The sequence below is a fragment of the Klebsiella sp. FDAARGOS_511 genome (genome assembly GCF_003812845.1).
In the GTDB taxonomy this organism is placed as follows: domain Bacteria; phylum Pseudomonadota; class Gammaproteobacteria; order Enterobacterales; family Enterobacteriaceae; genus Klebsiella; species Klebsiella grimontii.
In genome coordinates this window covers 2,562,918-2,589,729 of record NZ_CP033824.1, presented here as the reverse complement: position 1 = coordinate 2,589,729, position 26,812 = coordinate 2,562,918, and the positions used below count along the sequence as shown (strand labels likewise).

Genomic DNA, 26,812 nt, shown 5'->3' with positions numbered 1-26,812 from the left:
CCAGGATTTGAATATTACAGAGAGCGTTAGGTGAGTTTTTGTCTAAAAACTCACCTAACGCACCCAACCGGGCATCCTTGTTATAGCGCGGCATTGTAACGAAAACGTTTGCGCAACGCTCGCGAATTTTTATCTTTCTCTTTTTAGCCCCGGATGCCGCCTGGATAGACCTTATATAGAGAAGAGAGATGGCCTTTATAAGGGGGCATCTTTCATCATCTGTGGATAATTCTGTGTGTAACAGGGTATAAAGCGGGGTTTTGCTGGGGAATGCAGCAGTCAGTCATTTTTCTGCAATTTATCTATTGCGGATGCTCGGGAACTCCCTATAATGCGCCTCCATCGACACGGCAGATGTGAATCACTTCACAAACAGCCCGGTCGGTTGAAGAGAAAAAATCCTGAAATAACGGGTTGACTCTGAAAGAGGAAAGCGTAATATACGCCACCTCGCAACGGTGAGCGAAAGCCGCGTTGCACTGCTCTTTAACAATTTATCAGACAATCTGTGTGGGCACTCAAAGTGACATGGATTCTTAACGTCGCAAGACGAAAAATGAATACCAAGTCTCTGAGTGAACACGTAATTCATTACGAAGTTTAATTCACGAGCATCAAACTTAAATTGAAGAGTTTGATCATGGCTCAGATTGAACGCTGGCGGCAGGCCTAACACATGCAAGTCGAACGGTAGCACAGAGAGCTTGCTCTCGGGTGACGAGTGGCGGACGGGTGAGTAATGTCTGGGAAACTGCCTGATGGAGGGGGATAACTACTGGAAACGGTAGCTAATACCGCATAACGTCGCAAGACCAAAGAGGGGGACCTTCGGGCCTCTTGCCATCAGATGTGCCCAGATGGGATTAGCTAGTAGGTGGGGTAACGGCTCACCTAGGCGACGATCCCTAGCTGGTCTGAGAGGATGACCAGCCACACTGGAACTGAGACACGGTCCAGACTCCTACGGGAGGCAGCAGTGGGGAATATTGCACAATGGGCGCAAGCCTGATGCAGCCATGCCGCGTGTATGAAGAAGGCCTTCGGGTTGTAAAGTACTTTCAGCGGGGAGGAAGGCGATAAGGTTAATAACCTTGTCGATTGACGTTACCCGCAGAAGAAGCACCGGCTAACTCCGTGCCAGCAGCCGCGGTAATACGGAGGGTGCAAGCGTTAATCGGAATTACTGGGCGTAAAGCGCACGCAGGCGGTCTGTCAAGTCGGATGTGAAATCCCCGGGCTCAACCTGGGAACTGCATTCGAAACTGGCAGGCTGGAGTCTTGTAGAGGGGGGTAGAATTCCAGGTGTAGCGGTGAAATGCGTAGAGATCTGGAGGAATACCGGTGGCGAAGGCGGCCCCCTGGACAAAGACTGACGCTCAGGTGCGAAAGCGTGGGGAGCAAACAGGATTAGATACCCTGGTAGTCCACGCTGTAAACGATGTCGACTTGGAGGTTGTTCCCTTGAGGAGTGGCTTCCGGAGCTAACGCGTTAAGTCGACCGCCTGGGGAGTACGGCCGCAAGGTTAAAACTCAAATGAATTGACGGGGGCCCGCACAAGCGGTGGAGCATGTGGTTTAATTCGATGCAACGCGAAGAACCTTACCTACTCTTGACATCCAGAGAACTTAGCAGAGATGCTTTGGTGCCTTCGGGAACTCTGAGACAGGTGCTGCATGGCTGTCGTCAGCTCGTGTTGTGAAATGTTGGGTTAAGTCCCGCAACGAGCGCAACCCTTATCCTTTGTTGCCAGCGATTCGGTCGGGAACTCAAAGGAGACTGCCAGTGATAAACTGGAGGAAGGTGGGGATGACGTCAAGTCATCATGGCCCTTACGAGTAGGGCTACACACGTGCTACAATGGCATATACAAAGAGAAGCGACCTCGCGAGAGCAAGCGGACCTCATAAAGTATGTCGTAGTCCGGATTGGAGTCTGCAACTCGACTCCATGAAGTCGGAATCGCTAGTAATCGTGGATCAGAATGCCACGGTGAATACGTTCCCGGGCCTTGTACACACCGCCCGTCACACCATGGGAGTGGGTTGCAAAAGAAGTAGGTAGCTTAACCTTCGGGAGGGCGCTTACCACTTTGTGATTCATGACTGGGGTGAAGTCGTAACAAGGTAACCGTAGGGGAACCTGCGGTTGGATCACCTCCTTACCTTAAAGAACCTGCCTTTGTAGTGCTCACACAGATTGTCTGATAGATGTAAAGAAGCAAGACGGCTGCGAAGTCGTGACACCTCGTGTCCCCTTCGTCTAGCGGTTAGGACTCCGCCCTTTCACGGCGGCAACAGGGGTTCGAATCCCCTAGGGGACGCCACTTGCTGGCTGTGAGTGAAAGGCACAACCAACCGATATCTCAAAACTCATCTTCGGGTGACGTTTGAGATATTTGCTCTTTAAAAATCTGGATCAAGCTGAAAATTGAAACGACACACATGTTATGTGTGTTCGAGTCTCTCAAATTTTCGCGACACGACGATGTTTTACGAAACATCTTCGGGTTGTGAGGTTAAGCGACTAAGCGTACACGGTGGATGCCCTGGCAGTCAGAGGCGATGAAGGACGTGCTAATCTGCGAAAAGCGTCGGTAAGGTGATATGAACCGTTACAGCCGGCGATGTCCGAATGGGGAAACCCAGTGCAATTCGTTGCACTATCGTTTGATGAATACATAGTCAAACGAGGCGAACCGGGGGAACTGAAACATCTAAGTACCCCGAGGAAAAGAAATCAACCGAGATTCCCCCAGTAGCGGCGAGCGAACGGGGAGCAGCCCGGAGTCTGAATCAGCTTGTGTGTTAGTGGAAGCGTCTGGAAAGTCGCAGGGTACAGGGTGATACTCCCGTACACTAAAACACACAGGCTGTGAACTCGAAGAGTAGGGCGGGACACGTGGTATCCTGTCTGAATATGGGGGGACCATCCTCCAAGGCTAAATACTCCTGACTGACCGATAGTGAACCAGTACCGTGAGGGAAAGGCGAAAAGAACCCCGGCGAGGGGAGTGAAAAAGAACCTGAAACCGTGTACGTACAAGCAGTAGGAGCCCACTTGTTGGGTGACTGCGTACCTTTTGTATAATGGGTCAGCGACTTATATTCTGTAGCAAGGTTAACCGTATAGGGGAGCCGCAGGGAAACCGAGTCTTAACTGGGCGTTAAGTTGCAGGGTATAGACCCGAAACCCGGTGATCTAGCCATGGGCAGGTTGAAGGTTGGGTAACACTAACTGGAGGACCGAACCGACTAATGTTGAAAAATTAGCGGATGACTTGTGGCTGGGGGTGAAAGGCCAATCAAACCGGGAGATAGCTGGTTCTCCCCGAAAGCTATTTAGGTAGCGCCTCGTGAACTCATCTTCGGGGGTAGAGCACTGTTTCGGCTAGGGGGTCATCCCGACTTACCAACCCGATGCAAACTACGAATACCGAAGAATGTTATCACGGGAGACACACGGCGGGTGCTAACGTCCGTCGTGAAGAGGGAAACAACCCAGACCGCCAGCTAAGGTCCCAAAGTCATGGTTAAGTGGGAAACGATGTGGGAAGGCCCAGACAGCCAGGATGTTGGCTTAGAAGCAGCCATCATTTAAAGAAAGCGTAATAGCTCACTGGTCGAGTCGGCCTGCGCGGAAGATGTAACGGGGCTAAACCATGCACCGAAGCTGCGGCAGCGACACTATGTGTTGTTGGGTAGGGGAGCGTTCTGTAAGCCGTTGAAGGTGGCCTGTGAGGGTTGCTGGAGGTATCAGAAGTGCGAATGCTGACATAAGTAACGATAATGCGGGTGAAAAACCCGCACGCCGGAAGACCAAGGGTTCCTGTCCAACGTTAATCGGGGCAGGGTGAGTCGACCCCTAAGGCGAGGCCGAAAGGCGTAGTCGATGGGAAACAGGTTAATATTCCTGTACTTGGTGTTACTGCGAAGGGGGGACGGAGAAGGCTATGTTGGCCGGGCGACGGTTGTCCCGGTTTAAGCGTGTAGGTGTGTGTTCCAGGTAAATCCGGTTCACTTTAACACTGAGGCGTGATGACGAGGCACTACGGTGCTGAAGTGACAAATGCCCTGCTTCCAGGAAAAGCCTCTAAGCATCAGGTAACATCAAATCGTACCCCAAACCGACACAGGTGGTCAGGTAGAGAATACCAAGGCGCTTGAGAGAACTCGGGTGAAGGAACTAGGCAAAATGGTGCCGTAACTTCGGGAGAAGGCACGCTGATATGTAGGTGAAGTGATTTACTCATGGAGCTGAAATCAGTCGAAGATACCAGCTGGCTGCAACTGTTTATTAAAAACACAGCACTGTGCAAACACGAAAGTGGACGTATACGGTGTGACGCCTGCCCGGTGCCGGAAGGTTAATTGATGGGGTTATCCGTAAGGAGAAGCTCTTGATCGAAGCCCCGGTAAACGGCGGCCGTAACTATAACGGTCCTAAGGTAGCGAAATTCCTTGTCGGGTAAGTTCCGACCTGCACGAATGGCGTAATGATGGCCAGGCTGTCTCCACCCGAGACTCAGTGAAATTGAACTCGCTGTGAAGATGCAGTGTACCCGCGGCAAGACGGAAAGACCCCGTGAACCTTTACTATAGCTTGACACTGAACACTGGTCCTTGATGTGTAGGATAGGTGGGAGGCTTTGAAGCGTGGACGCCAGTCTGCGTGGAGCCATCCTTGAAATACCACCCTTTAATGGCTGGTGTTCTAACGTGGGCCCGTAATCCGGGTTGCGGACAGTGTCTGGTGGGTAGTTTGACTGGGGCGGTCTCCTCCTAAAGAGTAACGGAGGAGCACGAAGGTCAGCTAATCCTGGTCGGACATCAGGAGGTTAGTGCAATGGCATAAGCTGGCTTGACTGCGAGCGTGACGGCGCGAGCAGGTGCGAAAGCAGGTCATAGTGATCCGGTGGTTCTGAATGGAAGGGCCATCGCTCAACGGATAAAAGGTACTCCGGGGATAACAGGCTGATACCGCCCAAGAGTTCATATCGACGGCGGTGTTTGGCACCTCGATGTCGGCTCATCACATCCTGGGGCTGAAGTAGGTCCCAAGGGTATGGCTGTTCGCCATTTAAAGTGGTACGCGAGCTGGGTTTAGAACGTCGTGAGACAGTTCGGTCCCTATCTGCCGTGGGCGCTGGAGAATTGAGGGGGGCTGCTCCTAGTACGAGAGGACCGGAGTGGACGCATCACTGGTGTTCGGGTTGTCATGCCAATGGCATTGCCCGGTAGCTAAATGCGGAAGAGATAAGTGCTGAAAGCATCTAAGTACGAAACTTGCCCCGAGATGAGTTCTCCCTGACTCCTTGAGAGTCCTGAAGGAACGTTGAAGACGACGACGTTGATAGGCCGGGTGTGTAAGCGCAGCGATGCGTTGAGCTAACCGGTACTAATGAACCGTGAGGCTTAACCTTACAACGCCGAAGATGTTTTGGCGGATTTGAGAAGACAACAATTTCAGCATTGATTACAGATTTTCGGGAACGAAAGATTTTACGCTGAGGCAAGGCGGCAAATGAAGTAAAGGAAGGAGCATACTGAGGTATGTGACTGACTTTACGAATGCAGCCAACGCAGCATCGGTGTAAAAGATTCGTTTCTGACAACAGAATTTGCCTGGCGGCGATAGCGCGGTGGTCCCACCTGACCCCATGCCGAACTCAGAAGTGAAACGCCGTAGCGCCGATGGTAGTGTGGGGTCTCCCCATGTGAGAGTAGGGAACTGCCAGGCATCAAACAGGTGAAGAGCCCATCCTGACGGATGGGCTTTTTGCGTTTTTATGGCCTGAGAACTACCGGATAGAAGTTTATTCTTATCCGGCTCCGTATCTTATTCGTGTACCAGATTCAATAACGGGTAAGGTTTACCGAGATCGTCCGTCTCTGAACGCCCCGTCACCTTAAAGCCCATCTTCTGATAAAATCCGACCGCTTGCTCATTCTGCTCATTAACGTTGGTCGTCAACTTTGGCGCCAGCGTTAGCGCGTGTTCAATCAGTAACTTACCGACGCCGCAGCCGCGGACCATAGGATCAACGAATAGCGCATCCATATGTTCACCCGTAAGAAGCATAAAGGCGATAGGCTCATCTTTCTCCGTTACCGCCACCCACAGCGGCGCTTCGGGTAGAAATGAACTCACCAGCGTTTCGAGTTCCACTCTATACTCTTTTGACAGGAAATCGTGAGTGGCATCAACCGAGCGACGCCAGATCGCAACCAGTTTTTCCCCTTCATCATGCCGTGAACGGCGGATACTAATAACCATAATTGCTCCTTTTATTTGTTCTTATATTCTAACGTAAAAATCTCCGTGAAATTTTCTCACCCTGCACCTGCAGGCTCGACATTCACCTTATTCCTGGGTATCTTCAGCTGTCTGGATGTCTAAACGTTTATACGTATGCTATGAGGTAATAAAGTTATGCCAATTCGGGTGCAGGACGAGCTACCGGCCGTCAATTTCTTGCGTAATGAAAACGTCTTTGTGATGACGACTACTCGCGCGACGACTCAGGAAATCCGCCCGCTGAAGGTGCTCATCCTTAATCTGATGCCGAAGAAAATCGAGACTGAGAATCAGTTTCTGCGACTACTTTCCAACTCTCCCCTACAGCTTGATATCCAGCTGCTGCGCATCGATGCCCGCGAATCGCGTAATACCCCGGCGGAACACCTGAACAACTTTTACTGCAACTTTGAAGATATTTGCGATCAGAACTTTGATGGCCTGATTGTGACCGGCGCGCCTTTAGGGCTGGTTGAGTTTAATGACGTTGCCTATTGGCCGCAGATCAAGCAGGTACTGGAGTGGGCAAAAGATCATGTCACCTCCACGCTGTTTGTCTGTTGGGCGGTACAGGCTGCCCTTAATATTCTCTACGGTATTCCTAAACAGACCCGCTCTGAAAAGATTTCCGGCGTATATGAACACCATATCCTGCAACCTCATGCCTTATTAACCCGCGGCTTTGACGATAGCTTTTTGGCCCCGCACTCGCGCTATGCCGATTTCCCGGCGGCGCTGATTCGCGACTATACCGATCTTGAGATTCTGGCGGAGACGGAAGAAGGGGACGCCTACCTGTTCGCCAGCAAAGATAAGCGCATCGCCTTCGTGACCGGTCACCCGGAATATGACGCCAATACTCTGGCCAGCGAATTTTTCCGCGATGTAGAAGCGGGCCTCGATCCACAGGTTCCGCACAATTATTTCCCGCAAAACGATCCGCAGAACAAACCGCGTGCCACCTGGCGAAGTCATGGCAATCTGCTGTTTATCAACTGGCTGAATTATTACGTCTACCAGATTACACCATACGATCTACGCCATATGAATCCGACTCTGGATTAATGTCCTACACAACGCGATCCTAAAGCGTTTCAGCATTTTGCCTCTGGCACCTTCGGGTGCCTTTTTTATTTCCGAAACGCGGCTCATATTGTAATTAAACTTTATTTATATTGTTATCAATAGGTTAATTAAGAATTAAATTAAAAATGGAAATTGTTTTTGATTTTGAAAAATAAATGCGTAGTCTTAATTGTGCTGAACGAAAACTACACAACGATCTTACGTTCGCGCCAACTGGATCAACCAAGAGGAGCAGCACATGACGCAGCAGGCGACAATTACTGACGAACTGGCTTTTAGCCAGCCATATGGCGACCAGGAGAAGCAAATCTTAACGCCTGAGGCAGTGGAGTTTCTGACCGAGCTGGTGAGCCGCTTTACGCCAGAACGCAACAAACTCCTGGCGGCGCGTATCCAGCAGCAGCAGGCAATTGACGACGGAAAGCTTCCTGACTTTATTTCGGAAACTGCTTCCATTCGTAATAGTGAATGGAAGATCCGCGGTATTCCGGAGGATTTGCAGGATCGGCGGGTGGAAATCACCGGACCGGTTGAGCGCAAGATGGTGATCAATGCGCTCAATGCGAATGTGAAAGTCTTTATGGCGGATTTCGAAGACTCGCTGGCGCCCGAATGGAACAAAGTCATTGATGGGCAAATTAACCTGCGTGATGCGGTTAACGGCACCATCAGCTACACCAATGAAGCCGGCAAGATTTATCAGCTCAAGCCGAACCCGGCGCTACTGATCTGCCGCGTTCGCGGTCTGCACCTGCCGGAAAAACATGTGACCTGGCGCGGTGAAGCCATTCCCGGCAGCCTGTTCGACTTCGCACTCTATTTCTTCCACAACTACAAAGCGTTACTGGAAAAAGGTAGCGGGCCCTATTTCTATCTGCCGAAGACTCAGGCCTGGCAGGAAGCGGCGTGGTGGAGTGAAGTCTTTAGCTTTACGGAAGACCGTTTTGAGCTGCCGCGCGGCACCGTTAAAGCCACGTTGCTGATTGAAACGCTGCCCGCCGTATTCCAGATGGACGAAATTCTGCACGCCCTGCGCGACCATATTGTTGGCCTGAACTGCGGGCGCTGGGACTACATCTTCAGCTATATCAAAACGCTGAAGAACCACCCTGACCGCGTTTTGCCGGATCGTCAGGTGGTGACGATGGACAAACCTTTCCTCAGCGCCTACTCGCGATTGCTGATTAGGACCTGCCACAAGCGCGGCGCGTTTGCGATGGGCGGCATGGCGGCCTTTATTCCGAGCAAAGATGCCGAGCGAAACAACCAGGTGCTGAACAAGGTAAAAGCAGACAAATCGCTGGAGGCAAATAACGGCCATGATGGTACCTGGATCGCGCATCCCGGGCTGGCTGATACCGCGATGGCCGTTTTTAACGGCGTACTGGGCGAGAACAAAAATCAGCTGTCCGTTACCCGCGAAGACGACGCGCCGATTACTGCTGAACAACTGCTGGCCCCCTGTGAAGGCGAACGGACCGAAGAGGGCATGCGCGCCAATATTCGCGTGGCGGTGCAGTACATCGAAGCGTGGATCTCCGGCAACGGCTGCGTACCGATCTATGGCCTGATGGAAGATGCGGCAACGGCCGAAATCTCCCGTACCTCGATTTGGCAGTGGATCCATCATGAGAAAACCCTCAGTAACGGCACACCTGTTACCAAAGCGCTGTTCCGCCAGTGGCTGGCCGAAGAGATGCGGGTGATTCAGGACGAACTGGGCGAGCACCGCTACAGCAGCGGGCGTTTTGATGAAGCCGCTCGTCTGATGGAACAGATCACCACCTCCGACGAGCTGATCGATTTCTTAACCCTGCCGGGCTATCGCCTTCTGGCCTAATTCACCACACAACAATATGGAGCATCTGCACATGAAGACTCGTACCCAACAAATCGAAGAATTAAACAAAGAGTGGACGAAACCGCGCTGGGAAGGGATTACCCGCCCATACAGCGCCGAGGACGTGGTGAAGCTACGCGGCTCGGTCAACCCGGAGTGTACGCTGGCGCAACTGGGCGCGGCAAAGATGTGGCGACTCCTGCACGGCGAAGCGAAAAAAGGCTACGTCAACAGCCTGGGCGCGCTGACCGGCGGGCAGGCGCTGCAGCAGGCGAAAGCGGGCATTGAAGCGATTTATCTTTCCGGCTGGCAGGTCGCGGCGGATGCCAACCTGGCCTCCAGCATGTATCCGGATCAATCGCTCTATCCGGCAAACTCGGTACCGGCGGTTGTCGATCGGATCAACAACACCTTCCGCCGTGCAGATCAGATCCAGTGGTCTGCGGGCATTGAGCCGAACGATCCGCGTTATACCGATTATTTCCTGCCGATCGTCGCCGACGCGGAAGCGGGATTTGGCGGCGTGCTTAATGCGTTTGAGCTGATGAAATCGATGATTGAGGCCGGTGCAGCGGCCGTACACTTCGAAGACCAGCTGGCATCGGTGAAGAAGTGCGGCCATATGGGCGGCAAAGTGCTGGTCCCCACGCAAGAGGCGATTCAGAAACTGGTTGCCGCGCGCCTGGCGGCGGATGTGATGGGCGTGCCAACCCTGGTGATTGCCCGTACTGACGCCGATGCGGCGGATTTAATTACCTCAGACTGCGATCCTTACGATCGTCAGTTCATCACCGGAGACCGTACCAGCGAAGGTTTCTTCCGCACCCATGCCGGTATCGAACAGGCGATCAGCCGCGGGCTGGCCTACGCGCCCTATGCCGACCTGGTGTGGTGTGAAACTTCCACCCCGGACCTTGAGCTGGCGAAGCGCTTTGCCGATGCGATTCACGCGAAATATCCGGGTAAACTGCTGGCCTACAACTGCTCGCCGTCGTTTAACTGGCAGAAAAAGCTGGATGATAAAACCATCGCCAGCTTCCAGCAGCAGCTGTCGGATATGGGTTACAAGTATCAGTTCATCACCCTGGCGGGTATCCACAGTATGTGGTTCAACATGTTTGATCTGGCGCACGCTTACGCCCAGGGCGAGGGCATGAAGCATTATGTTGAGAAAGTCCAGCAGCCGGAGTTCGCGGCGGCTAAAGATGGCTACACCTTTGTCTCTCATCAGCAGGAAGTGGGCACCGGCTACTTCGATAAGGTGACCACCATTATCCAGGGCGGAGCCTCGTCAGTCACGGCGTTAACCGGCTCTACAGAAGAAGATCAGTTCTGATAATTTCCCCCTCTCCCTCTCTCCGGGGGAGAGGGATGGGTGAGGGGGAAGCGATGACGCGTGGCCTGGAACTATTGATTGCTCAAACTATTTTGCAGGGTTTTGACGCCCAGTATGGTCGTTTTCTTGAAGTGACTTCCGGCGCCCAGCAGCGCTTTGAACAGGCTGACTGGCATACCGTCCAGCAGGCGATGAAGCAGCGTATTCACCTTTACGATCACCATGTCGGCCTGGTCGTCGAACAGCTGCGCTGCATTACTGATGGGAAAAATACCGATACCGATTTTTTGCTGCGGGTGAAAGAGCACTATACCCGCCTGCTGCCGGATTACCCTCGCTTCGAAATTGCGGAGAGCTTTTTTAATTCCGTCTATTGCCGGTTGTTTGACCACCGCTCGCTGACTCCCGAGCGGCTTTTTATTTTCAGCTCGCAGCCGGAGCGGCGCTTACGTTCCATCCCGCGGCCGCTGGCTAAAGATTTCTTCCCTAACCGGGGCTGGGACACGTTATTACGCAAAGTGTTATCCGATCTTCCTCTCCGCCTGCCGTGGCAAAACAGCGCGCGCGATATCGGATATATCACCGCTTGCCTGCAGGAAGCGCTTGGCAGCGAGCTACTTTCCCGCTCACATCTGCAGGTGGCGAACGAACTGTTTTATCGCAATAAGGCGGCCTGGCTGGTGGGTAAACTCGTCACGCCAATAGCGACGCTGCCTTTTCTTCTCCCTATCCATCGTTCTGATGAAGGTGAACTGTTTGTCGATGCCTGTCTGACAACGCACGCCGAAGCCAGCATCGTTTTTGGCTTCGCCCGCTCCTATTTTATGGTTTACGCGCCGCTGCCCGGCGCGCTGGTTGAGTGGCTGCGTGAGATTCTCCCGGGTAAAACCACCGCCGAACTGTATATGGCAATTGGCTGCCAGAAGCATGCGAAAACCGAGAGCTATCGGGAATACCTGCACTACATTTCCCAAAGTGATGAGCAATTTATTGAAGCGCCGGGGATTCGCGGCATGGTGATGCTGGTGTTTACTTTGCCGGGGTTTGACCGGGTATTTAAGATCATCAAGGACCGCTTCGCGCCGCAGAAAGAGATGACAGCCGCCCACGTGCGCGCCTGCTATCAGCTGGTCAAAGAGCACGACCGCGTGGGACGGATGGCCGATACCCAGGAGTTTGAGAACTTCGTGCTGGAGAAACGGCAAATTGCGCCCGAATTGATGACCCTGCTGCAAACCGAGGCCGGAGCGAAAATTACCGATCTCGGCGATCGAATCGCCATCAGCCATCTTTATATCGAGCGGCGGATGGTGCCGCTCAATATCTGGCTGGAGCAGGTCGACGGTCAGGCGCTGCGCGATGCGGTGGAGGAGTACGGGAACGCCATTCGACAGCTGGCCGCCGCCAATATTTTCCCCGGCGATATGCTATTTAAAAACTTTGGCGTCACGCGTCACGGCCGGGTGGTGTTCTACGATTATGATGAAATTTGCTATATGACGGAAGTGAACTTCCGTGAGATCCCGCCGGCGCGCTACCCGGAAGATGAACTCGCCAGCGAGCCCTGGTATAGCGTCTCGCCGGGCGATGTTTTCCCGGAAGAGTTTCGCCACTGGCTGTGCGCCGATCCGCGCATCGGGCCGCTATTTGAAGAGATGCATTCGGACCTGCTGCGCGCCGACTACTGGCGGGAGCTGCAAACGCGCATCCGCAACGGCCACGTGGAGGATGTCTACGCCTATCGCCGCCGTCAGCGCTTTTGCGTGCGTTACGGCAATCTGCAGCAGGCGGGGTAACAGGCGGCCTGGCTCAGGCCGCTTCGATAACGGCAAATTCTTCGTATACCAGCTCCATATCCGGAGCCCAGGTGCCCTCTCGTTCAAAGAAGGCCTGATGCGCCGATTGCCAGTAGGCGAGGCTCAAATCGCCTTCGCCTTCCAGCGCGGCGAGCTCCGGGCTCATTTCGTTAAAACGGATGAGCCTGAGCGTCAGGGTGCGTATCACGCAGACGGCTTTCCCTTTGCCGTCCAGTACAATGTGATATGCCCCTGGCGTCACGGGTGGCTGCTCCTGCTGATAGCTGACAAGCGAGCCGCAGGTACCGCGCTTTTTCCCCGCGACGACCAGTGCCGCCAGCTCGTCGGCCAGCGCCGCGGAGTCGCCGAAAGACCAGCAAAAAGCTGAAGGGTATTTATCCTGCCAGTAGGATTTCAGATCGCTCATTTAGCGCACTCCGCCGTAGGCCAGCGTGACTTCTTTCGCCGCCTTGATCACCATCGCGCCGAACTCGGTCACGCGGTCATCGGTAATGCGGGAAATGGGTCCGGAGATTGAGATAGCGGCGAACGGCTCACGATGTTCATCATAAATGCACGACGCCACGCAGCGCAGGCCAAGCGCGTGTTCCTCGTCATCAAACGAGTAGCCACGCTTACGCGTCTGGGCCAGATCTTCTTTCAGATGCACCGGCGACACCAGAGTGGCGTGGGTATAGGCGTGCAGACCTTTTCGGTGCAGCAGGCCGGTAACCTGCTCTTCGCTTAGCTGCGACAGAAAAGCCTTTCCGGCGCCGGAAGCGTGCATCGGCAGCTTACCGCCAATCGGCGCCGACATACGCATCAGTTGGGTACACTGCACCTGATCGATAATAATCGCCTGGTGGTCGCCCTGGTCAAGCACCGCGAGGTTAACCGTTTCGCCGGAGTCTTCCATCAGCTGACGCAAAATCGGATGGACGATCGCCAACAGGTTACGGCTTTGCAGGAAGCTGCTGCCGACGACGAAAGCATGCGCGCCTACCGACCAGTGTCCCAGCTCACCGACCTGACGAACAAAACCCAACTGCTGCATGGTCGTCAGCAGGCGGTGCGTCGTGGAGTTAGGCAAACCGGCCTGCTGGGCCAGTTCGGTCAGCGCCACGCTACCGTGGGATTCAGCAATCCATTCGAGCAGTTTCAGTCCGCGAGTCAGGGACTGAACTTGTCCGCCAGCCGGAGCGGCGGCGGGAGAGGCAGGTTTTCTGCCGCGTTTTGCGGGAGCGGGGGTCGCCATCGCGGACTCCTTTTTTCTGTATCGTGGAAATGATTTTCGTTTTATTTGGCGATAATGCAATCACTACCCGACTGATCGGATGAGTGAAGCTGAACATGTCTCATCTTGCCCGCTGTTCTCTTTTCCACCCCTTCGGTTTGTGCCAGTATGGTCTGTTGAGTTTTTCGGTCTGGTTGAGCGTTGTCGGGAGCGAGTGTGAGCAGCAAAGTTGAGCAACTGCATCAGCAGTTAAAAGCACGTATTTTGGTTCTGGATGGGGGCATGGGCACCATGATCCAGAGCTATCGTCTGAGTGAGCAGGACTTTCGCGGCGCACGCTTTGCCGACTGGCCGTGCGACCTGAAGGGCAACAACGACCTGCTGGTTCTCAGCAAGCCGGAAGTGATAACCGCTATCCACGATGCCTATTTCGAGGCCGGGGCGGATATCATTGAAACCAACACCTTTAATTCGACGACCATCGCGATGGCGGATTACCAGATGGAATCCCTGTCGGCGGAGATCAACTTTACGGCGGCGAAACTGGCCCGCGCCAGCGCCGATGCCTGGACCGCCCGCACGCCGGAAAAACCGCGCTACGTCGCAGGGGTCCTCGGCCCGACTAACCGCACCGCGTCTATTTCTCCCGACGTCAACGACCCGGCCTACCGCAACATCACCTTTGACGGGCTAGTGGAAGCCTATCGTGAATCCACCAAAGCGCTGGTTGAAGGCGGGGCGGATCTGATTCTGATTGAGACGGTGTTCGATACCCTCAACGCTAAAGCGGCGATCTTTGCGGTTAAAGAGGAGTTCGAAGCGCTGGGGGTCGATCTGCCGATTATGATCTCCGGCACCATCACCGACGCCTCCGGGCGCACGCTGTCCGGCCAGACCACCGAAGCTTTCTATAACTCGCTGCGCCACGCCGATGCGCTGACGTTCGGCCTCAACTGCGCACTCGGGCCGGATGAGCTGCGCCAGTACGTGCAGGAGCTGTCGCGTATCGCCGAATGCTACGTTACCGCCCACCCGAATGCCGGTTTGCCAAACGCCTTTGGCGAATACGACCTCGACGCCGACACGATGGCGGCGCAAATTCGCGAATGGGCTGAAGCCGGATTCCTGAATATTGTCGGCGGCTGCTGCGGCACCACGCCGGAACATATCGCCGCCATGAGCCGCGCGGTGGCCGGCCTGCCGCCGCGCCAGCTGCCGGAAATCCCCGTCGCCTGCCGTCTTTCCGGCCTTGAGCCGCTGAATATCGGCGATGACAGCCTGTTTGTGAACGTCGGCGAACGCACCAACGTCACCGGCTCAGCGAAATTCAAGCGCCTGATTAAAGAAGAGAAATATAACGAAGCGCTGGATGTGGCTCGCCAGCAAGTCGAAAGCGGCGCGCAGATTATCGATATCAATATGGATGAGGGAATGCTCGACGCCGAAGCGGCGATGACGCGCTTCCTCAACCTGATCGCCGGTGAGCCGGATATCGCCCGCGTGCCGATTATGATTGACTCCTCCAAATGGGAAGTTATCGAAAAAGGCCTGAAGTGTATTCAGGGTAAAGGTATCGTTAACTCCATCTCGATGAAAGAGGGCGTTGAGCCGTTTATCCAGCATGCGAAAAAGGTGCGCCGCTACGGGGCCGCCGTCGTGGTGATGGCCTTTGATGAAGTGGGCCAGGCCGATACCCGCGAGCGGAAAATTGAAATTTGCCGCCGGGCGTACAACATTCTCACCGAAGAGGTGGGCTTCCCGCCGGAAGATATCATCTTTGACCCGAATATTTTCGCCGTGGCGACCGGGATTGAAGAGCACAACAACTACGCCCAGGACTTTATCGGCGCCTGCGAAGATATCAAACGCGAACTGCCGCACGCGCTCATTTCCGGCGGCGTGTCTAACGTGTCGTTCTCCTTTCGTGGCAACGACCCGGTGCGCGAGGCGATTCACGCGGTATTCCTCTACTACGCCATCCGCAACGGCATGGATATGGGCATCGTCAACGCTGGCCAGCTGGCGATTTACGACGACCTTCCCGCCGAGCTGCGCGACGCGGTTGAAGATGTGATTCTGAACCGCCGCGATGACGGCACCGAACGCCTGCTCGATTTGGCGGAAAAATATCGCGGCAGCAAAACCGACGATACCGCCAATGCTCAGCAGGCGGAGTGGCGCAGCTGGGACGTCAAAAAACGCCTCGAATACTCGCTGGTTAAAGGCATTACCGAATTTATCGAGCTCGATACCGAAGAAGCCCGCCAGCAGGCCGCGCGGCCGATTGAGGTTATCGAAGGGCCGCTGATGGACGGCATGAACGTGGTCGGCGACCTGTTCGGTGAAGGGAAAATGTTCCTGCCGCAGGTGGTGAAATCCGCCCGCGTCATGAAGCAGGCGGTGGCCTATCTCGAACCCTATATCGAAGCCAGCAAAGAGAAAGGTTCCAGCAACGGCAAGATGGTCATCGCCACCGTGAAAGGCGACGTGCACGACATCGGCAAGAATATTGTCGGCGTGGTGCTGCAGTGTAATAACTACGAAATTGTCGACCTTGGCGTGATGGTGCCTGCGGATAAAATCCTGAAAACCGCCCGCGAGGTTAACGCCGACCTGATTGGCCTCTCCGGGCTGATAACGCCGTCGCTGGATGAGATGGTCAACGTGGCGAAGGAGATGGAGCGTCAGGGCTTTACTATTCCGCTGCTGATCGGCGGCGCCACCACCTCGAAAGCGCATACGGCGGTGAAAATCGAGCAGAACTACAGCGGCCCGACGGTTTACGTGCAGAACGCCTCGCGCACCGTCGGCGTGGTCGCTGCGCTGCTGTCCGCGACCCAGCGTGATGATTTTGTCGCCCGTACCCGCAAAGAGTACGAAACGGTACGTATTCAGCACGGACGTAAAAAGCCGCGTACCCCGCCGGTCACGCTGGAAGCCGCGCGCGATAACGATCTGGCCTTTGACTGGGAAAGCTATACGCCGCCAGTGGCCCATCGTCTGGGCGTACAGGAAGTGGAAGCCAGTATCGAAACCCTGCGTAACTATATCGACTGGACGCCGTTCTTTATGACCTGGTCGCTGGCCGGGAAATATCCGCGCATTCTGGAAGATGAAGTGGTCGGCGAAGAGGCGCAGCGCCTGTTCAAAGACGCCAATGAGCTGCTGGATAAGCTCAGCGCCGGGAAGACACTGAACCCGCGCGGCGTGGTGGGGTTGTTCCCGGCTAACCGCGTCGGCGACGACGTCGAAATCTATCGCGATGAAACCCGCACGCACGTGCTGACCGTGGGGCATCATTTGCGCCAGCAGACCGAGAAAGTCGGTTTTGCCAACTACTGCCTGGCGGACTTTGTCGCGCCGAAACTGTCAGGAAAAGCGGATTATATCGGCGCCTTTGCGGTGACGGGCGGCCTTGAGGAAGACGCGCTGGCCGACGCCTACGAAGCGCAGCACGATGATTACAACAAGATTATGGTGAAGGCGATTGCCGACCGTCTGGCGGAAGCCTTTGCCGAATATCTGCATGAGCGGGTGCGCAAGGTCTATTGGGGCTATGCGGCGAACGAGAACCTCAGTAACGAAGAGCTGATCCGCGAGAACTATCAGGGAATTCGCCCGGCGCCGGGCTATCCGGCCTGCCCGGAGCACACCGAAAAGGCGACGATCTGGGAGCTGCTGGAGGTGGAAAAGCACACCGGCATGAAGCTGACGGAGTCCTTTGCCATGTGGCCCGGCGCGTCGGTTTCCGGCTGGTACTTCAGCCATCCTGACAGCAAGTACTTCGCGGTGGCGCAAATTCAGCGCGACCAGGTGGAAGACTATGCGTTGCGTAAGGGAATGAGCGTGGCGGAAGTGGAGCGCTGGCTGGCGCCGAACCTCGGTTACGATGCCGACTGATCCACCAAACCGTTATCTTTTCTTACAACTAACAGGGCGCTCAATGAGCGCCCTGTCTCTTTATTGTGCGTAAACCCTTATACTGAAGGGAACTTGCGATCGTTGCCGTCGGATAAGCAAAGCGCTATCCGGCCTGTAACGGTTGATGAGTTTCTGGAACAAATAAATATAAGGAGAAGCTGATTCCGTGTTAACTCTGCTACACCTGTTGTCCGCCGTCGCTCTACTGGTGTGGGGCACCCATATCGTCCGTACCGGCGTGATGCGTGTCTACGGCGCTCGCCTGCGCAGCGTGCTCAGCAGCAGCGTGGAGAAAAAACCGCTCGCCTTCTGCGCGGGGATCGGCGTTACCGCGCTGGTCCAGAGCAGCAATGCCACCACTATGCTGGTGACTTCTTTTGTCGCCCAGGATCTGGTGGCGCTGGCCCCCGCGCTGGTGATGGTGCTGGGCGCTGACGTCGGTACCGCGCTGATGGCGAGGGTGCTGACCTTCGACCTGTCGTGGCTTTCGCCGCTGCTGATTTTTATCGGCGTGATTTTCTTCCTCGGGCGCAAGCAAACGCGCGCGGGCCAGCTCGGGCGCGTGGGGATTGGTCTGGGCTTGATTCTGCTGGCGCTGGAGCTGATCGTGCAGGCGGTGCATCCCATCACCCAGGCCAACGGCGTACAGGTGATTTTCGCCTCTTTGACCGGCGATATTATGCTGGATGCGCTGATCGGCGCGGTGTTCGCCATTATCAGCTATTCAAGTCTGGCGGCGGTGCTGCTGACCGCGACGTTAACCGCCACCGGCGTGATTTCGTTTCCGGTGGCGCTGTGCCTGGTGATCGGCGCTAACCTCGGCTCCGGGCTGTTGGCCATGCTAAATAACAGCGGCGCCAATGCCGCCGCGCGCCGCGTTGCGCTCGGCAGCCTGCTGTTTAAGCTGGTGGGCAGCCTGATTATCCTGCCGTTTGTACATCTGTTGGCAAACGTCATGGATGAACTCCCGCTGCAAAAATCCGAGCTGGTCATCTATTTCCACGTCTTCTACAACCTGATCCGCTGTATCGCCATGGTGCCGTTTGCCGGGCCGATGGCGAACCTCTGTAAGCGTCTGATTCGCGATGAGCCCGAGCTGGATGCGCGTCTGAAGCCGAAGCATCTGGATACTTCGGCGCTGGATACGCCCGCGCTGGCGCTGGCCAATGCCGCCCGCGAAACGCTGCGTATTGGCGATGCCATGGAGCAGATGCTGGAAAGCCTGCGTAAAGTAATGCACGGTGAGCCGCGTGAAGAGAAAGAGCTGCGGCGGATGGCGGATGATATCAACGTGCTTTACACCGCCATTAAGCTCTATCTGGCGCGGATGCCGAAAGAGGAGCTGGCGGATGAGGAGTCCCGCCGCTGGGCGGAAATTATCGAAATGGCGCTCAACCTCGAGCAGGCTTCGGATATCGTCGAAAGAATGGGCAGCGAAATCGCCGATAAATCGCTGGCCGCGCGCCGCGCGTTCTCTATGGAGGGGCTGAAAGAGCTGGACGCACTCTACGACCAGCTGCTCAGCAATCTGCAGCTGGCGATGTCGGTCTTCTTCTCCGGCGACGTGCCGAGCGCCCGCCGCCTGCGCCGCAGCAAACATCGTTTTCGCATTATGAACCGTCGTTACTCGCACGCGCACGTTGACCGCCTGCATCAGCAAAACGTGCAGAGCATTGAAACCAGTACGCTGCACCTGGCGCTGCTTGGCGATATGAAGCGTCTTAACTCGTTGTTCTGCTCGGTAGCCTATAGCGTGATGGAGCAGCCGGATGAGGACGATGAGCGCGATGATTATTAAGCGCTGATGAGCCGCCTGACATCCCTGGCTCGCGCTGTGCTTAACCGGGCTACAGGATTACCGCCGTCTGCGGCCGGTAGCTCGGCTGAGGCGTTTACGCCGCAACCCGGAGACTGCGCTGGCCCACCGCCGTCTGCGGAACGGTAGCCCGGAAAGGCGCAACGCGCCTCCTCCGGGACAAGAGCAAGCAGGGGTCAGAAACGATGGCCGGCGTTCAGGGTCACTGCTTCTTCTCCGGCTCTGAACACCAGCGTCGGATTCGGGCCGCCGAGAGTGGCGTGGCCCTGCGTCACCTGAATCCAGTTGCCTTCCGGCAGGCCGATAATCGTCAGCTCTGGCGCAACCACCAGCAGCTCGCGGATCCGCTGTTCGCGGGTCTCGCCTTTATGGCCTTCCGGCAGTGCGTTGGTGAAGTGCGGGTTAATTTGCAGCGGGAACAACCCCAGCGCAGTAAAACCGTTAGGGTCGACAATCGGCATATCGTTAGTGGTGCGAATCGTCGGACAGGCCAGGTTAGCGCCCGCGCTCCAGCCGATATACAGCGCCCCGCGCTTCACCACATCTACTATCGGCGCCAGCAGGCCGCGTTCGCGGCACTCTTTCAGCAACTGAAAGGTGTTGCCGCCGCCGACGATAACTATCTCCGCATTCGCAATCGCCGACACCGGATCCGCGACGCTGTGAATACCGGTAACCGTGACGCCCATTGGACTGAAGACGGCGGCGGTTTTCGCGGTGTAATCGTCCCAGGTTTGCGTTACCCCGGCGAAAGGAATAAATACCGCAGAACGGCGGCCGTTTAGCTGCCCGGCAATGGTCGGCAGCGCATGTTCCAGCCAGGCTTTGCCCGGTAGCGTTGAGTTACTTAATAGCAGCAGTTCCATCATTTCTCCATTTGGCCAGATGATTATTCGGGCAGGGATGTTATCACAGGATATCTTACCGCTTGCTGACGTGGCTCACGCTGAGACGCGCTGAACATAGCGGAACGGCGATTTCTGGCGCTGGGATTCTCTGAATTAAACTGGAAAGCGCCTCGCAGACTGACTCTACCGGGCGTGACAGGTTAGCGGGAACCGCTTAGTTTTACGTTGATGATTCACAGGCAAAGGAATAGAAAATGCTCGTTTATTACGCTAATCTGAGGCATGTCATGCGCATTATCATGGGGGCTATCATGCGCACTACGTCGAACGTTAAAAAATCAGTCAATGTCTCGCTTTCGCCTGAAATCCTGGAAGAGGCGCGTAAACTTAAAATCAACATTTCGGCGGTTTTAACGGAAGCTTTGCTTGAAAAACTTCGTGAGCACAAACGTGAAGAGTGGTTACGAGACAATAAGAAATCGATCGATACGATTAACCAATGGGTAGAAGAAAACGGTTCGTTTAGTGATTTTCAAAGGCCGTTCTGATGGAACAATATTGCGCTTATGAGAATACGGGAAGCGGTAAAAAGGTTTTCCCTTATTTAATCAACCTGCAGCATCCGGTCGCGAATGTCCTGAAGCATATCCTGGTTGCCCCTGTGATAGAACAAAACCAACTACCCGATACCCAGCCCCCGACCAAAATTTGTCCCGTGATTACGATTGCCGGTCAAACTTATATTGTGATGACGCATATGATGGCGGGTTTGCCGCAAAAAGAACTGGGCAAGCGCGTCGCTGATTTGACGGCGGACAGGGCTGCGCTGCGCGATGCAATCGACTTCCTGATCAACGGTTATTAGGGCGCCCTCCCTGGCGCTCTCCGTTTTGCCCTTATCCTCTGGCAAAGGCCGCGGCTTCAGCGACCAGCGCCGCGTCCGGGCGCACGCCGGTGTAGAGCGCAAATTGCTCCACCGCCTGCAGGGCAATCACCTCCGCGCCGCTGATAACGTGCTTGTCCAGCCTCTGCGCCAGCTTGATGAGCGGGGTTTCCGGCGGTAGCGCGACCACGTCAAATATCACGGCGGCCCGTTCCACCATTGTCTGGCTAAAGGCCAGGGTTTCGCTTTCCGTACCGCCCGCCATGCCGAGCGGCGTGACGTTAACCAGAATATCCGCTGCGATTCCCTCTGGCTTGGGCTGCCACTGGAAACCGTACTGCTTCGCCAGCGCCAGGCCGCGCTCGCGATGGCGGGCGGCGATAATCACATCGCGGAAACCGGCATCGCGGAAGGCGGCGATGACCGCTTTGCCCATTCCGCCGCTGCCCTGGATCATCACTTTGGCAGAGGCGTCGAGCCGATGGCTGTCAATCAGGCTTTTTACCGCGATATAGTCGGTATTCAGCCCGGTCAGCCTGCCGTCGTCGTTGACGATGGTATTGACCGAATCAATCACCTTTGCCGAAGGGTCAAGAGCGTCGAGAAACGGTATGCAGCTCTCTTTAAACGGCATCGAGACCGCGCAGCCGCGAACGCCTAATGCGCGCACGCCGTTTACCGCCGCGGCAATATCCTGGGTCGTAAACGCTTTATAGATATAGTTCAGCCCCAGCTTTTCATACAGATAGTTGTGAAAGCGGGTGCCGAAGTTGCCCGGACGACCGGCCAACGACATGCACAGCTGCGTATCACGATTAATCATGAACAATATCCTCCGCGTGGGCCAGCAGATACACCTCCGCCTCTTTTGACCAGATACCGTGATGGCGCTCCATAATCGCCGCCAGCTGCGGATCGCTGATTTCTCCCAGCGGCGTCAGCGGGATATTTTTCCCGGTATAGACCAGCTTTTTACCGCCTCCCACCGCCGGTAAATCCAGGGTCGTCTCGCCCGCCGCGTTCAGCCCCAGAATATGGGTCACCACCTTCGCGGTCTGGACTTTTTTCGCCTGCATCAGCGCTACGGCGGCGCGCATATCGTCGGTATTGCCGCCGGAGGTGCCGACGTAGTGGGTAAATGCGTAATGCACATCGTAAAAATTGATCGGCGCGCTGAACTGCTTATCCTGCGGACCGGCGAAGAAGTTCAGGCAGCCGTCTGCGGCCAGCAGCGAGGATGCCAGAGTGATGAGCTGTTCGTTAGGGACGAAGACGAAGATATCGTCAAAACCGTGGCCGCCGGAGAGCGCCATCAGCGTTTCGCGGCTGGCGTCACGCCCATCAAGATAGTGGATCAGCGTTTGCGGCTCGGAGGGATAGTGCTGGCGCGCATAGCTGAGCTTTGGCTTATTGGTGTCGGTGACCACCAGCAGCGCCGGATTGATCGGGCCATGCAGCGCGTAGTCGATAGCCAGTAGCCCCATCGGGCCGGTGCCGCCGAGGATCAGCGTGCGCCCCTGCGGACGAATGCCCATCACATGGTTATAGCTGCCTTCCTGCAAATGGTAGTTGGCATTGAAGGCGCCAATCACGCAGGAGAGCGGCTCCACCAGCGAACCTTCAAACCAGGTATCGCCTTCCCAGGAAAGCAAACAATCCTGTTCCATCACCTCGTTGGGGATCACCACGTGGGTGGCTTCGCCACCGATCCACGGGAAGGAATAGCCGGGGCAGTCCGGGCGATCCGGCAACTGCAGGTTGGCCTGAATAACATAGCGTTGACCAGCGTGAAACTTGTGCTGCCACTTTTTACCGACGGCGATAATTTCCCCGCAAAACTCATGGCCGATGATAATCGGGTTGGTCGCCACATCGTCCGGCACCTTTTTGTGGTCCTCACCCTGATTCGCCTCTTTCCATGAGGAGAGGCACAGGCTGTCGGTGACCACCCGGGCGAGGATTTCATCATCCTGCATCGCCGGTAGTTCGAAGGTTTCCAGGCGCAGGTCGCGTTTGCCGTACAGGCGCAGGGCTGTTGTTTGCATATTTACCACCTCATCCCCTTCATCTTTCGCATTACGGCTGTGTTGGCTTTCTTCACGCCCTGGTCACGCAGTGAATCTACGCTCCCAGGGATACGTTCGGTTGCCGCTTTGCCGTACTGCGCAATCTGTTGGGGCTAACTTGTTGAAGTAGCCCCGGCATCGCCGGGGCGGAATAATCAGGACAGGAAGCCCAGCGCGTTACCGATAATCCCCAAACCGAAGAGGGCGAAAATCAGCCATACTGGGTTCACTTTCTTATTAAGCAGATGCACCATCAGCAGCGTCAGGCCCAAAGCCAGCAGCCCGGGGCAGAGCTGATCGAGGATGTTCTGTACGGTCATGGTGACGGTCGAGCCATCGGCGCCCGGCGTTTGCGAGACCACCAGCGGTACGTTGATAGTGGTCCACTTGGTGACCAACACGCCCATCACAAACAGGCCAAGAATGGAGGCGCCTTCGGTCAGCTTTTGCAGCAGGTTGCCGCCCATATCGCTGACGATATTGACCCCTTTACGGAAGCCAAGCTGCAGCCCGTACCACTTCATCGCCAGACGTACTGCGTTGAAAATGAAGAAGAATAGCAGGGGGCCAAGAATATTCCCGGAGAGCGCCAGCGAGGCGCCGAGGGCGGCGGTAATTGGCCGCAGCGTGCCCCATACCAGCGGGTCGCCCACGCCGGCCAGCGGCCCCATCAGACCCACTTTGATCCCGTTGATGGCGCCATCGTCAATAGCGGCGCCGTTAGCCCGCGCTTCCTCCATCGCGGCGGTCACGCCAATCACCGGCCCGCACACCGCCGGGGTGGTGTTAAAGAACACCAGATGGCGCTTCAGCGCGGCGACCTGATCCTCCTTCAGCGGGTAGAGGCGCTTGATGGCCGGGATCATGTCGTAGCAGAAGCCAAGCCCGTGAATACGTTCGAAGTTGAATGACGCCTGCTGCAGGTTGGAGCGCAGAAACATGCTCACCAGGTCGCCTTGGGTAATTTTTCTCTGTTCCATGTTGGGCTCCTTCAGTCGTCAAGCTGGTCAAGGGCAGTGGAAGAGGTGGCGGCTGCCTGCGCTTCAGGTTTACGCCACTGCGGATTAAGCTGGATATAAATCAGCGCGATGATGACCCCCACGCCGCCGAAGGCCAGCAGGCTAAAGTCGAGATATCCCCCTGCGAGGAAGCCGAGGAAGAAGAAGGGCATCAGATACTTCACGCCCATCATGCGCAGCACCATGGCGTAGCCGACCACCACGATAAAACCGCCGGCGATTTGCAGACCGCGGGTGACGAATTCCGGGATGGCGTTGAGCATATTGCTGACCATATCCGCGCTGACGAACAGCGAAACCACCAGCGCGGGGATAGCAACGCGCAGCGCCTGTACACCCAACGCCGATACGTGCAGCAGATCGATTGTCCCGAAGCGCGCTTCTTCTGCTGCCTTATCCGCCGCGTGCTGGAACACCACGGTAATGGTGCGGGCGAACACGGTGAGCACCTGACCCGCCGCGGCGACCGGCAGCGCAATCGCTATTCCGGTAGCGATGCTTTGCTGGCCCACGATAACCAGGATGGCGGAGATAATGCTGGCTAACGCCGAATCCGGAGACTGCGCCGCGCCGACGTTCATCCAGCCGAGCGCGATCAGCTCCAGCGTCCCGCCGAGCATAATCCCGGTTTTTAAATCACCGAGAATTAAGCCAATCACGGTACAGGCGATTAATGGGCGGTGAGTCTGGAATTCATCCAGCACGCTGCCCATCCCGGCAATACAGGAAAAAATAAATATGGCGATGATTTGTAGGGTACTTATTTCCATAATTTGTCACCTTGAGGGTATAGAAATCCCTGCCTTTTACGGCATTTACACGATGTTCTTCAGGCTGCCTCTTTGTTGACTGCATTCTCTCGCCCCAGTCACATAGTTAGCTATGCTGCTGGTGACTCGCTCATTTGCCGCCGAGATGCATCCAGAATGACAGTGTGTAATAAAAGGCGCGTTTTATTATTCTGTAACGGACTGCTCTGCTATTTTTTCGAGAATATTAACCGACGGATCCGAGGCTACGACGCGTAAATCAAGCTTAACGCCCAGCTTATCTAACTGCTGAAAGGCATTAATATCCGCTGCGTCTAATGAGACCGCTTTGGTTAACTGTTTTTTACCCGGTCGCCAGGCCATGCCGCCAATATTCAGGGTGGCTATTTTGACGCCCTGCTGCACCATGGTTAATACGTCCTGCGGATTAGTGAATAAATAAAAAACCGTTTCGTCCTGATATTGCGGGTTGTGATAAACGGCGACGGCTTTCTCGATATTCACCACATTGACCTTCATGCCCGGCGGCGCGGCCTGGCGAAGCAGCGTGCGGCGAACGTCGTCGTTATACACGTCGTCATTACAGATAATGATACGCTGGGCGTTGGCCACTTTTGACCAAACGGTGGTGACCTGGCCGTGAATCAGGCGGTCATCAATGCGTGCGAGCGTAATGTTCATCAGAAATCCTCCTCAACGGTTTCCGGCTGTCGCCAGGTGACGCAGCACTGGCTGGCGATAGCCTCAAGATGTTGGCACAGTGCTTCTGCATTCATCGTTTGCTGGTTATCGACCAGCTCCAGAGCCAGCGGTAGCGACAGGCCGCTGATGACCCGAAGCTGCGGGTTGCGCATCGCCAGGCCGGCGGCGGCGTTCCACGGGCTGCCGCACTGTAGATCGACGGCGATGAGCCACTCCTCCTCTTTGTGAGTACTTACCAACTTTTCAAGCTTATCGGCGATATCGCCCGCGTTTTCCCCCGGTACAAACGCCACGGCGCTGACGTGGACATCGCCGTAAACCATGCGCACCGAGTCGAGCATGGCGCAGGCCAGCTGACCGTGAGCGCAGAAGATGACGTTAACCATGTTTCCCCCTTAGCCGCGCGTTTTGCCGCCCGCAATGTTAGTGGTTACTCCGGTAATGTAGCTGGCGCGCTCTGAGAGCAGATAGCAAACAAAATCAGCAACTTCACTGAGACGGCCGGAGCGACCAACAGGGATCGCATTTTTGCTATAGCCTTCGCGCAGCTGTTCTACAGTGATATTGCGGGTCCAGGCCAGCGCCTCTTCATATTCCGGGGTACGCAGCCCGGTTTTTTCCAGAATACCCGGCGCGACGCCTACAACGCGAATACCGTGTTTGCCCAGCTCTTTCGACCAGGAGCGGGTAAAGCTGTTCAGCGCGGCCTTGGTCGCGGCGTAGCAGCTCTGGCCTTCAGAGCCTTCGAGACCGCTTTCCGACGAGACGTTAACAATCACGCCGCTGCGCTGTTTCACCATCTGGCGCGCCACCGCCTGCGACATCAGGAAAACGCCTTTCTGGTTGATATTGACCATTTTTTCGAATGCCGCTTCATTTAATTCATAGCGACCGGACGGCGCTTTCTCATCCACTAATAAACGCGGGAAATTGACGCCGGCGTTATTGACTAAACCATCAATGCGGCCAAAGCGCTGAATAATACTCTCGACGGTTTTATTCACTTCGCTGGCGCTGGAAATATCGGTTGGCCAGAAATTATAATTATCGCGATTCTGATGTTTGTCGCCGCCGTGAATATCGCTCATCTGCACGTTGGCGCCCTGGGCTAATAACTCATCGACAATCGCCAGGCCGATTCCTGATGCGCCGCCGGTCACGATAATTATTTTGTCTTTTAAATTTAACCATGTATTCATT

Annotated in this window: 19 protein-coding genes, 1 tRNA gene and 3 rRNA genes; 12 read left to right on the top strand and 11 right to left on the bottom strand. The window is 55.5% G+C overall.

Features of this window, described 5'->3' with window-relative positions:
* Positions 1-622: 622 nt before the first annotated feature.
* From EGY08_RS13450 to rrf, 4 genes are all read left to right on the top strand, one after another.
* A 16S ribosomal RNA gene (locus EGY08_RS13450) occupies positions 623-2,162 on the top strand.
* An 87-nt stretch (positions 2,163-2,249) separates the two neighbouring features.
* Positions 2,250-2,324 (top strand) — tRNA-Glu (locus EGY08_RS13445).
* A gap of 190 nt (positions 2,325-2,514) precedes the next feature.
* A 23S ribosomal RNA gene (locus EGY08_RS13440) occupies positions 2,515-5,420 on the top strand.
* A gap of 201 nt (positions 5,421-5,621) precedes the next feature.
* Positions 5,622-5,737 (top strand): 5S ribosomal RNA (gene rrf, locus EGY08_RS13435).
* The 16S, 23S and 5S rRNA genes sit together here with 1 tRNA gene alongside, the layout of an rRNA operon.
* A gap of 99 nt (positions 5,738-5,836) precedes the next feature.
* On the opposite strand, the gene EGY08_RS13430 is transcribed toward rrf, so the two are convergent.
* A complete protein-coding gene (locus tag EGY08_RS13430; protein WP_004127707.1) occupies positions 5,837-6,274 on the bottom strand; it encodes an acetyltransferase in 438 nt (145 codons plus the stop codon).
* A gap of 156 nt (positions 6,275-6,430) precedes the next feature.
* On the opposite strand from EGY08_RS13430, the gene metA reads away from it, so the two are divergent.
* The 4 genes from metA to aceK all read left to right on the top strand — a co-directional run bounded on the left by metA (position 6,431) and on the right by aceK (position 12,353).
* On the top strand, positions 6,431-7,360 hold the full coding sequence (metA, locus tag EGY08_RS13425; RefSeq protein WP_004109666.1) for a homoserine O-acetyltransferase MetA: 930 nt from the start codon (positions 6,431-6,433) through the stop codon (positions 7,358-7,360).
* A gap of 259 nt (positions 7,361-7,619) precedes the next feature.
* On the top strand, positions 7,620-9,221 hold the full coding sequence (gene aceB / locus EGY08_RS13420) for a malate synthase A (protein WP_004127708.1): 1,602 nt from the start codon (positions 7,620-7,622) through the stop codon (positions 9,219-9,221).
* 31 nt (positions 9,222-9,252) lie between these two features.
* Positions 9,253-10,557: an isocitrate lyase gene (aceA, locus tag EGY08_RS13415; RefSeq protein WP_004127709.1), complete on the top strand. Its 1,305-nt coding sequence runs from the start codon at positions 9,253-9,255 to the stop codon at positions 10,555-10,557.
* 53 nt (positions 10,558-10,610) lie between these two features.
* The gene (gene aceK, locus EGY08_RS13410) at positions 10,611-12,353 is read left to right on the top strand and encodes a bifunctional isocitrate dehydrogenase kinase/phosphatase (protein ID WP_032742235.1); all 1,743 of its coding nucleotides are present in this window, start codon (positions 10,611-10,613) and stop codon (positions 12,351-12,353) included.
* A gap of 13 nt (positions 12,354-12,366) precedes the next feature.
* Here the strand turns inward: aceK and EGY08_RS13405 are convergent, their stop codons facing one another.
* Positions 12,367-12,771, bottom strand: coding sequence for an ASCH domain-containing protein (locus EGY08_RS13405; RefSeq protein ID WP_087829759.1), 405 nt, complete (start codon positions 12,769-12,771; stop codon positions 12,367-12,369).
* 9 nt (positions 12,772-12,780) lie between these two features.
* Positions 12,781-13,608, bottom strand: a complete 828-nt coding sequence (gene iclR / locus EGY08_RS13400) for a glyoxylate bypass operon transcriptional repressor IclR (protein ID WP_004127712.1) — start codon at positions 13,606-13,608, stop codon at positions 12,781-12,783.
* Positions 13,609-13,803: 195 nt separating this feature from the next.
* Between iclR and metH the strand changes: the two genes are divergently transcribed.
* Positions 13,804-17,487, top strand: a complete 3,684-nt coding sequence (gene metH, locus EGY08_RS13395) for a methionine synthase (RefSeq protein ID WP_004127713.1) — start codon at positions 13,804-13,806, stop codon at positions 17,485-17,487.
* 187 nt (positions 17,488-17,674) lie between these two features.
* Positions 17,675-19,306: a Na/Pi cotransporter family protein gene (locus EGY08_RS13390; protein ID WP_004127714.1), complete on the top strand. Its 1,632-nt coding sequence runs from the start codon at positions 17,675-17,677 to the stop codon at positions 19,304-19,306.
* Between the two features lie 194 nt (positions 19,307-19,500).
* On the opposite strand, the gene pepE is transcribed toward EGY08_RS13390, so the two are convergent.
* Positions 19,501-20,190, bottom strand: coding sequence for a dipeptidase PepE (gene pepE / locus EGY08_RS13385; protein WP_049115450.1), 690 nt, complete (start codon positions 20,188-20,190; stop codon positions 19,501-19,503).
* Positions 20,191-20,426: 236 nt separating this feature from the next.
* On the opposite strand from pepE, the gene EGY08_RS13380 reads away from it, so the two are divergent.
* On the top strand, positions 20,427-20,720 hold the full coding sequence (locus EGY08_RS13380) for a type II toxin-antitoxin system CcdA family antitoxin (RefSeq protein ID WP_004127718.1): 294 nt from the start codon (positions 20,427-20,429) through the stop codon (positions 20,718-20,720).
* Positions 20,720-21,037 (top strand): CcdB family protein, encoded by a 318-nt coding sequence (locus tag EGY08_RS13375; RefSeq protein ID WP_014837118.1) that lies wholly within the window; start codon positions 20,720-20,722, stop codon positions 21,035-21,037. Before EGY08_RS13380 ends, EGY08_RS13375 begins: the two co-directional genes overlap by 1 nt.
* A gap of 31 nt (positions 21,038-21,068) precedes the next feature.
* Here EGY08_RS13375 and EGY08_RS13370 read toward each other — a convergent pair whose 3' ends face one another.
* The 7 genes from EGY08_RS13370 to EGY08_RS13340 form a co-directional block, all read right to left on the bottom strand.
* Entirely contained in the window at positions 21,069-21,878 is an 810-nt protein-coding gene (locus tag EGY08_RS13370) for a shikimate 5-dehydrogenase (RefSeq protein ID WP_123828579.1), read from the bottom strand.
* Positions 21,871-23,100, bottom strand: a complete 1,230-nt coding sequence (sorE, locus tag EGY08_RS13365; protein ID WP_004127726.1) for an L-sorbose 1-phosphate reductase — start codon at positions 23,098-23,100, stop codon at positions 21,871-21,873. The genes EGY08_RS13370 and sorE overlap by 8 nt, the downstream gene beginning before the upstream one ends.
* 176 nt (positions 23,101-23,276) lie before the next feature.
* Positions 23,277-24,101, bottom strand: coding sequence for a PTS system mannose/fructose/sorbose family transporter subunit IID (locus EGY08_RS13360; protein WP_123828578.1), 825 nt, complete (start codon positions 24,099-24,101; stop codon positions 23,277-23,279).
* Between the two features lie 11 nt (positions 24,102-24,112).
* Positions 24,113-24,910 (bottom strand): PTS mannose/fructose/sorbose transporter subunit IIC, encoded by a 798-nt coding sequence (locus tag EGY08_RS13355; protein ID WP_087829627.1) that lies wholly within the window; start codon positions 24,908-24,910, stop codon positions 24,113-24,115.
* Positions 24,911-25,096: 186 nt separating this feature from the next.
* Positions 25,097-25,591 (bottom strand): mannose/fructose/sorbose PTS transporter subunit IIB, encoded by a 495-nt coding sequence (locus EGY08_RS13350; protein ID WP_004127734.1) that lies wholly within the window; start codon positions 25,589-25,591, stop codon positions 25,097-25,099.
* Positions 25,591-25,998, bottom strand: a complete 408-nt coding sequence (locus EGY08_RS13345) for a mannose/fructose/sorbose PTS transporter subunit IIA (protein ID WP_004127737.1) — start codon at positions 25,996-25,998, stop codon at positions 25,591-25,593. Before EGY08_RS13345 ends, EGY08_RS13350 begins: the two co-directional genes overlap by 1 nt.
* A gap of 9 nt (positions 25,999-26,007) precedes the next feature.
* On the bottom strand, positions 26,008-26,811 hold the full coding sequence (locus EGY08_RS13340; protein ID WP_004127739.1) for an SDR family oxidoreductase: 804 nt from the start codon (positions 26,809-26,811) through the stop codon (positions 26,008-26,010).
* Position 26,812: the final 1 nt, after the last annotated feature.

Coding starts and splice junctions, on each gene's coding strand:
- metA (WP_004109666.1), top strand. CDS start 6,431: ATGCCAATTCGGGTGCAGGACGAGCTACCGGCCGTCAATTTCTTGCGT.
- EGY08_RS13360 (WP_123828578.1), bottom strand. CDS start 24,101: ATGGAACAGAGAAAAATTACCCAAGGCGACCTGGTGAGCATGTTTCTG.
- iclR (WP_004127712.1), bottom strand. CDS start 13,608: ATGGCGACCCCCGCTCCCGCAAAACGCGGCAGAAAACCTGCCTCTCCC.
- EGY08_RS13370 (WP_123828579.1), bottom strand. CDS start 21,878: ATGATTAATCGTGATACGCAGCTGTGCATGTCGTTGGCCGGTCGTCCG.
- aceB (WP_004127708.1), top strand. CDS start 7,620: ATGACGCAGCAGGCGACAATTACTGACGAACTGGCTTTTAGCCAGCCA.
- pepE (WP_049115450.1), bottom strand. CDS start 20,190: ATGGAACTGCTGCTATTAAGTAACTCAACGCTACCGGGCAAAGCCTGG.
- sorE (WP_004127726.1), bottom strand. CDS start 23,100: ATGCAAACAACAGCCCTGCGCCTGTACGGCAAACGCGACCTGCGCCTG.
- aceK (WP_032742235.1), top strand. CDS start 10,611: ATGACGCGTGGCCTGGAACTATTGATTGCTCAAACTATTTTGCAGGGT.
- EGY08_RS13340 (WP_004127739.1), bottom strand. CDS start 26,811: ATGAATACATGGTTAAATTTAAAAGACAAAATAATTATCGTGACCGGC.
- EGY08_RS13355 (WP_087829627.1), bottom strand. CDS start 24,910: ATGGAAATAAGTACCCTACAAATCATCGCCATATTTATTTTTTCCTGT.
- EGY08_RS13430 (WP_004127707.1), bottom strand. CDS start 6,274: ATGGTTATTAGTATCCGCCGTTCACGGCATGATGAAGGGGAAAAACTG.
- EGY08_RS13350 (WP_004127734.1), bottom strand. CDS start 25,591: ATGAACATTACGCTCGCACGCATTGATGACCGCCTGATTCACGGCCAG.
- aceA (WP_004127709.1), top strand. CDS start 9,253: ATGAAGACTCGTACCCAACAAATCGAAGAATTAAACAAAGAGTGGACG.
- EGY08_RS13375 (WP_014837118.1), top strand. CDS start 20,720: ATGGAACAATATTGCGCTTATGAGAATACGGGAAGCGGTAAAAAGGTT.
- EGY08_RS13380 (WP_004127718.1), top strand. CDS start 20,427: ATGCTCGTTTATTACGCTAATCTGAGGCATGTCATGCGCATTATCATG.
- EGY08_RS13345 (WP_004127737.1), bottom strand. CDS start 25,998: ATGGTTAACGTCATCTTCTGCGCTCACGGTCAGCTGGCCTGCGCCATG.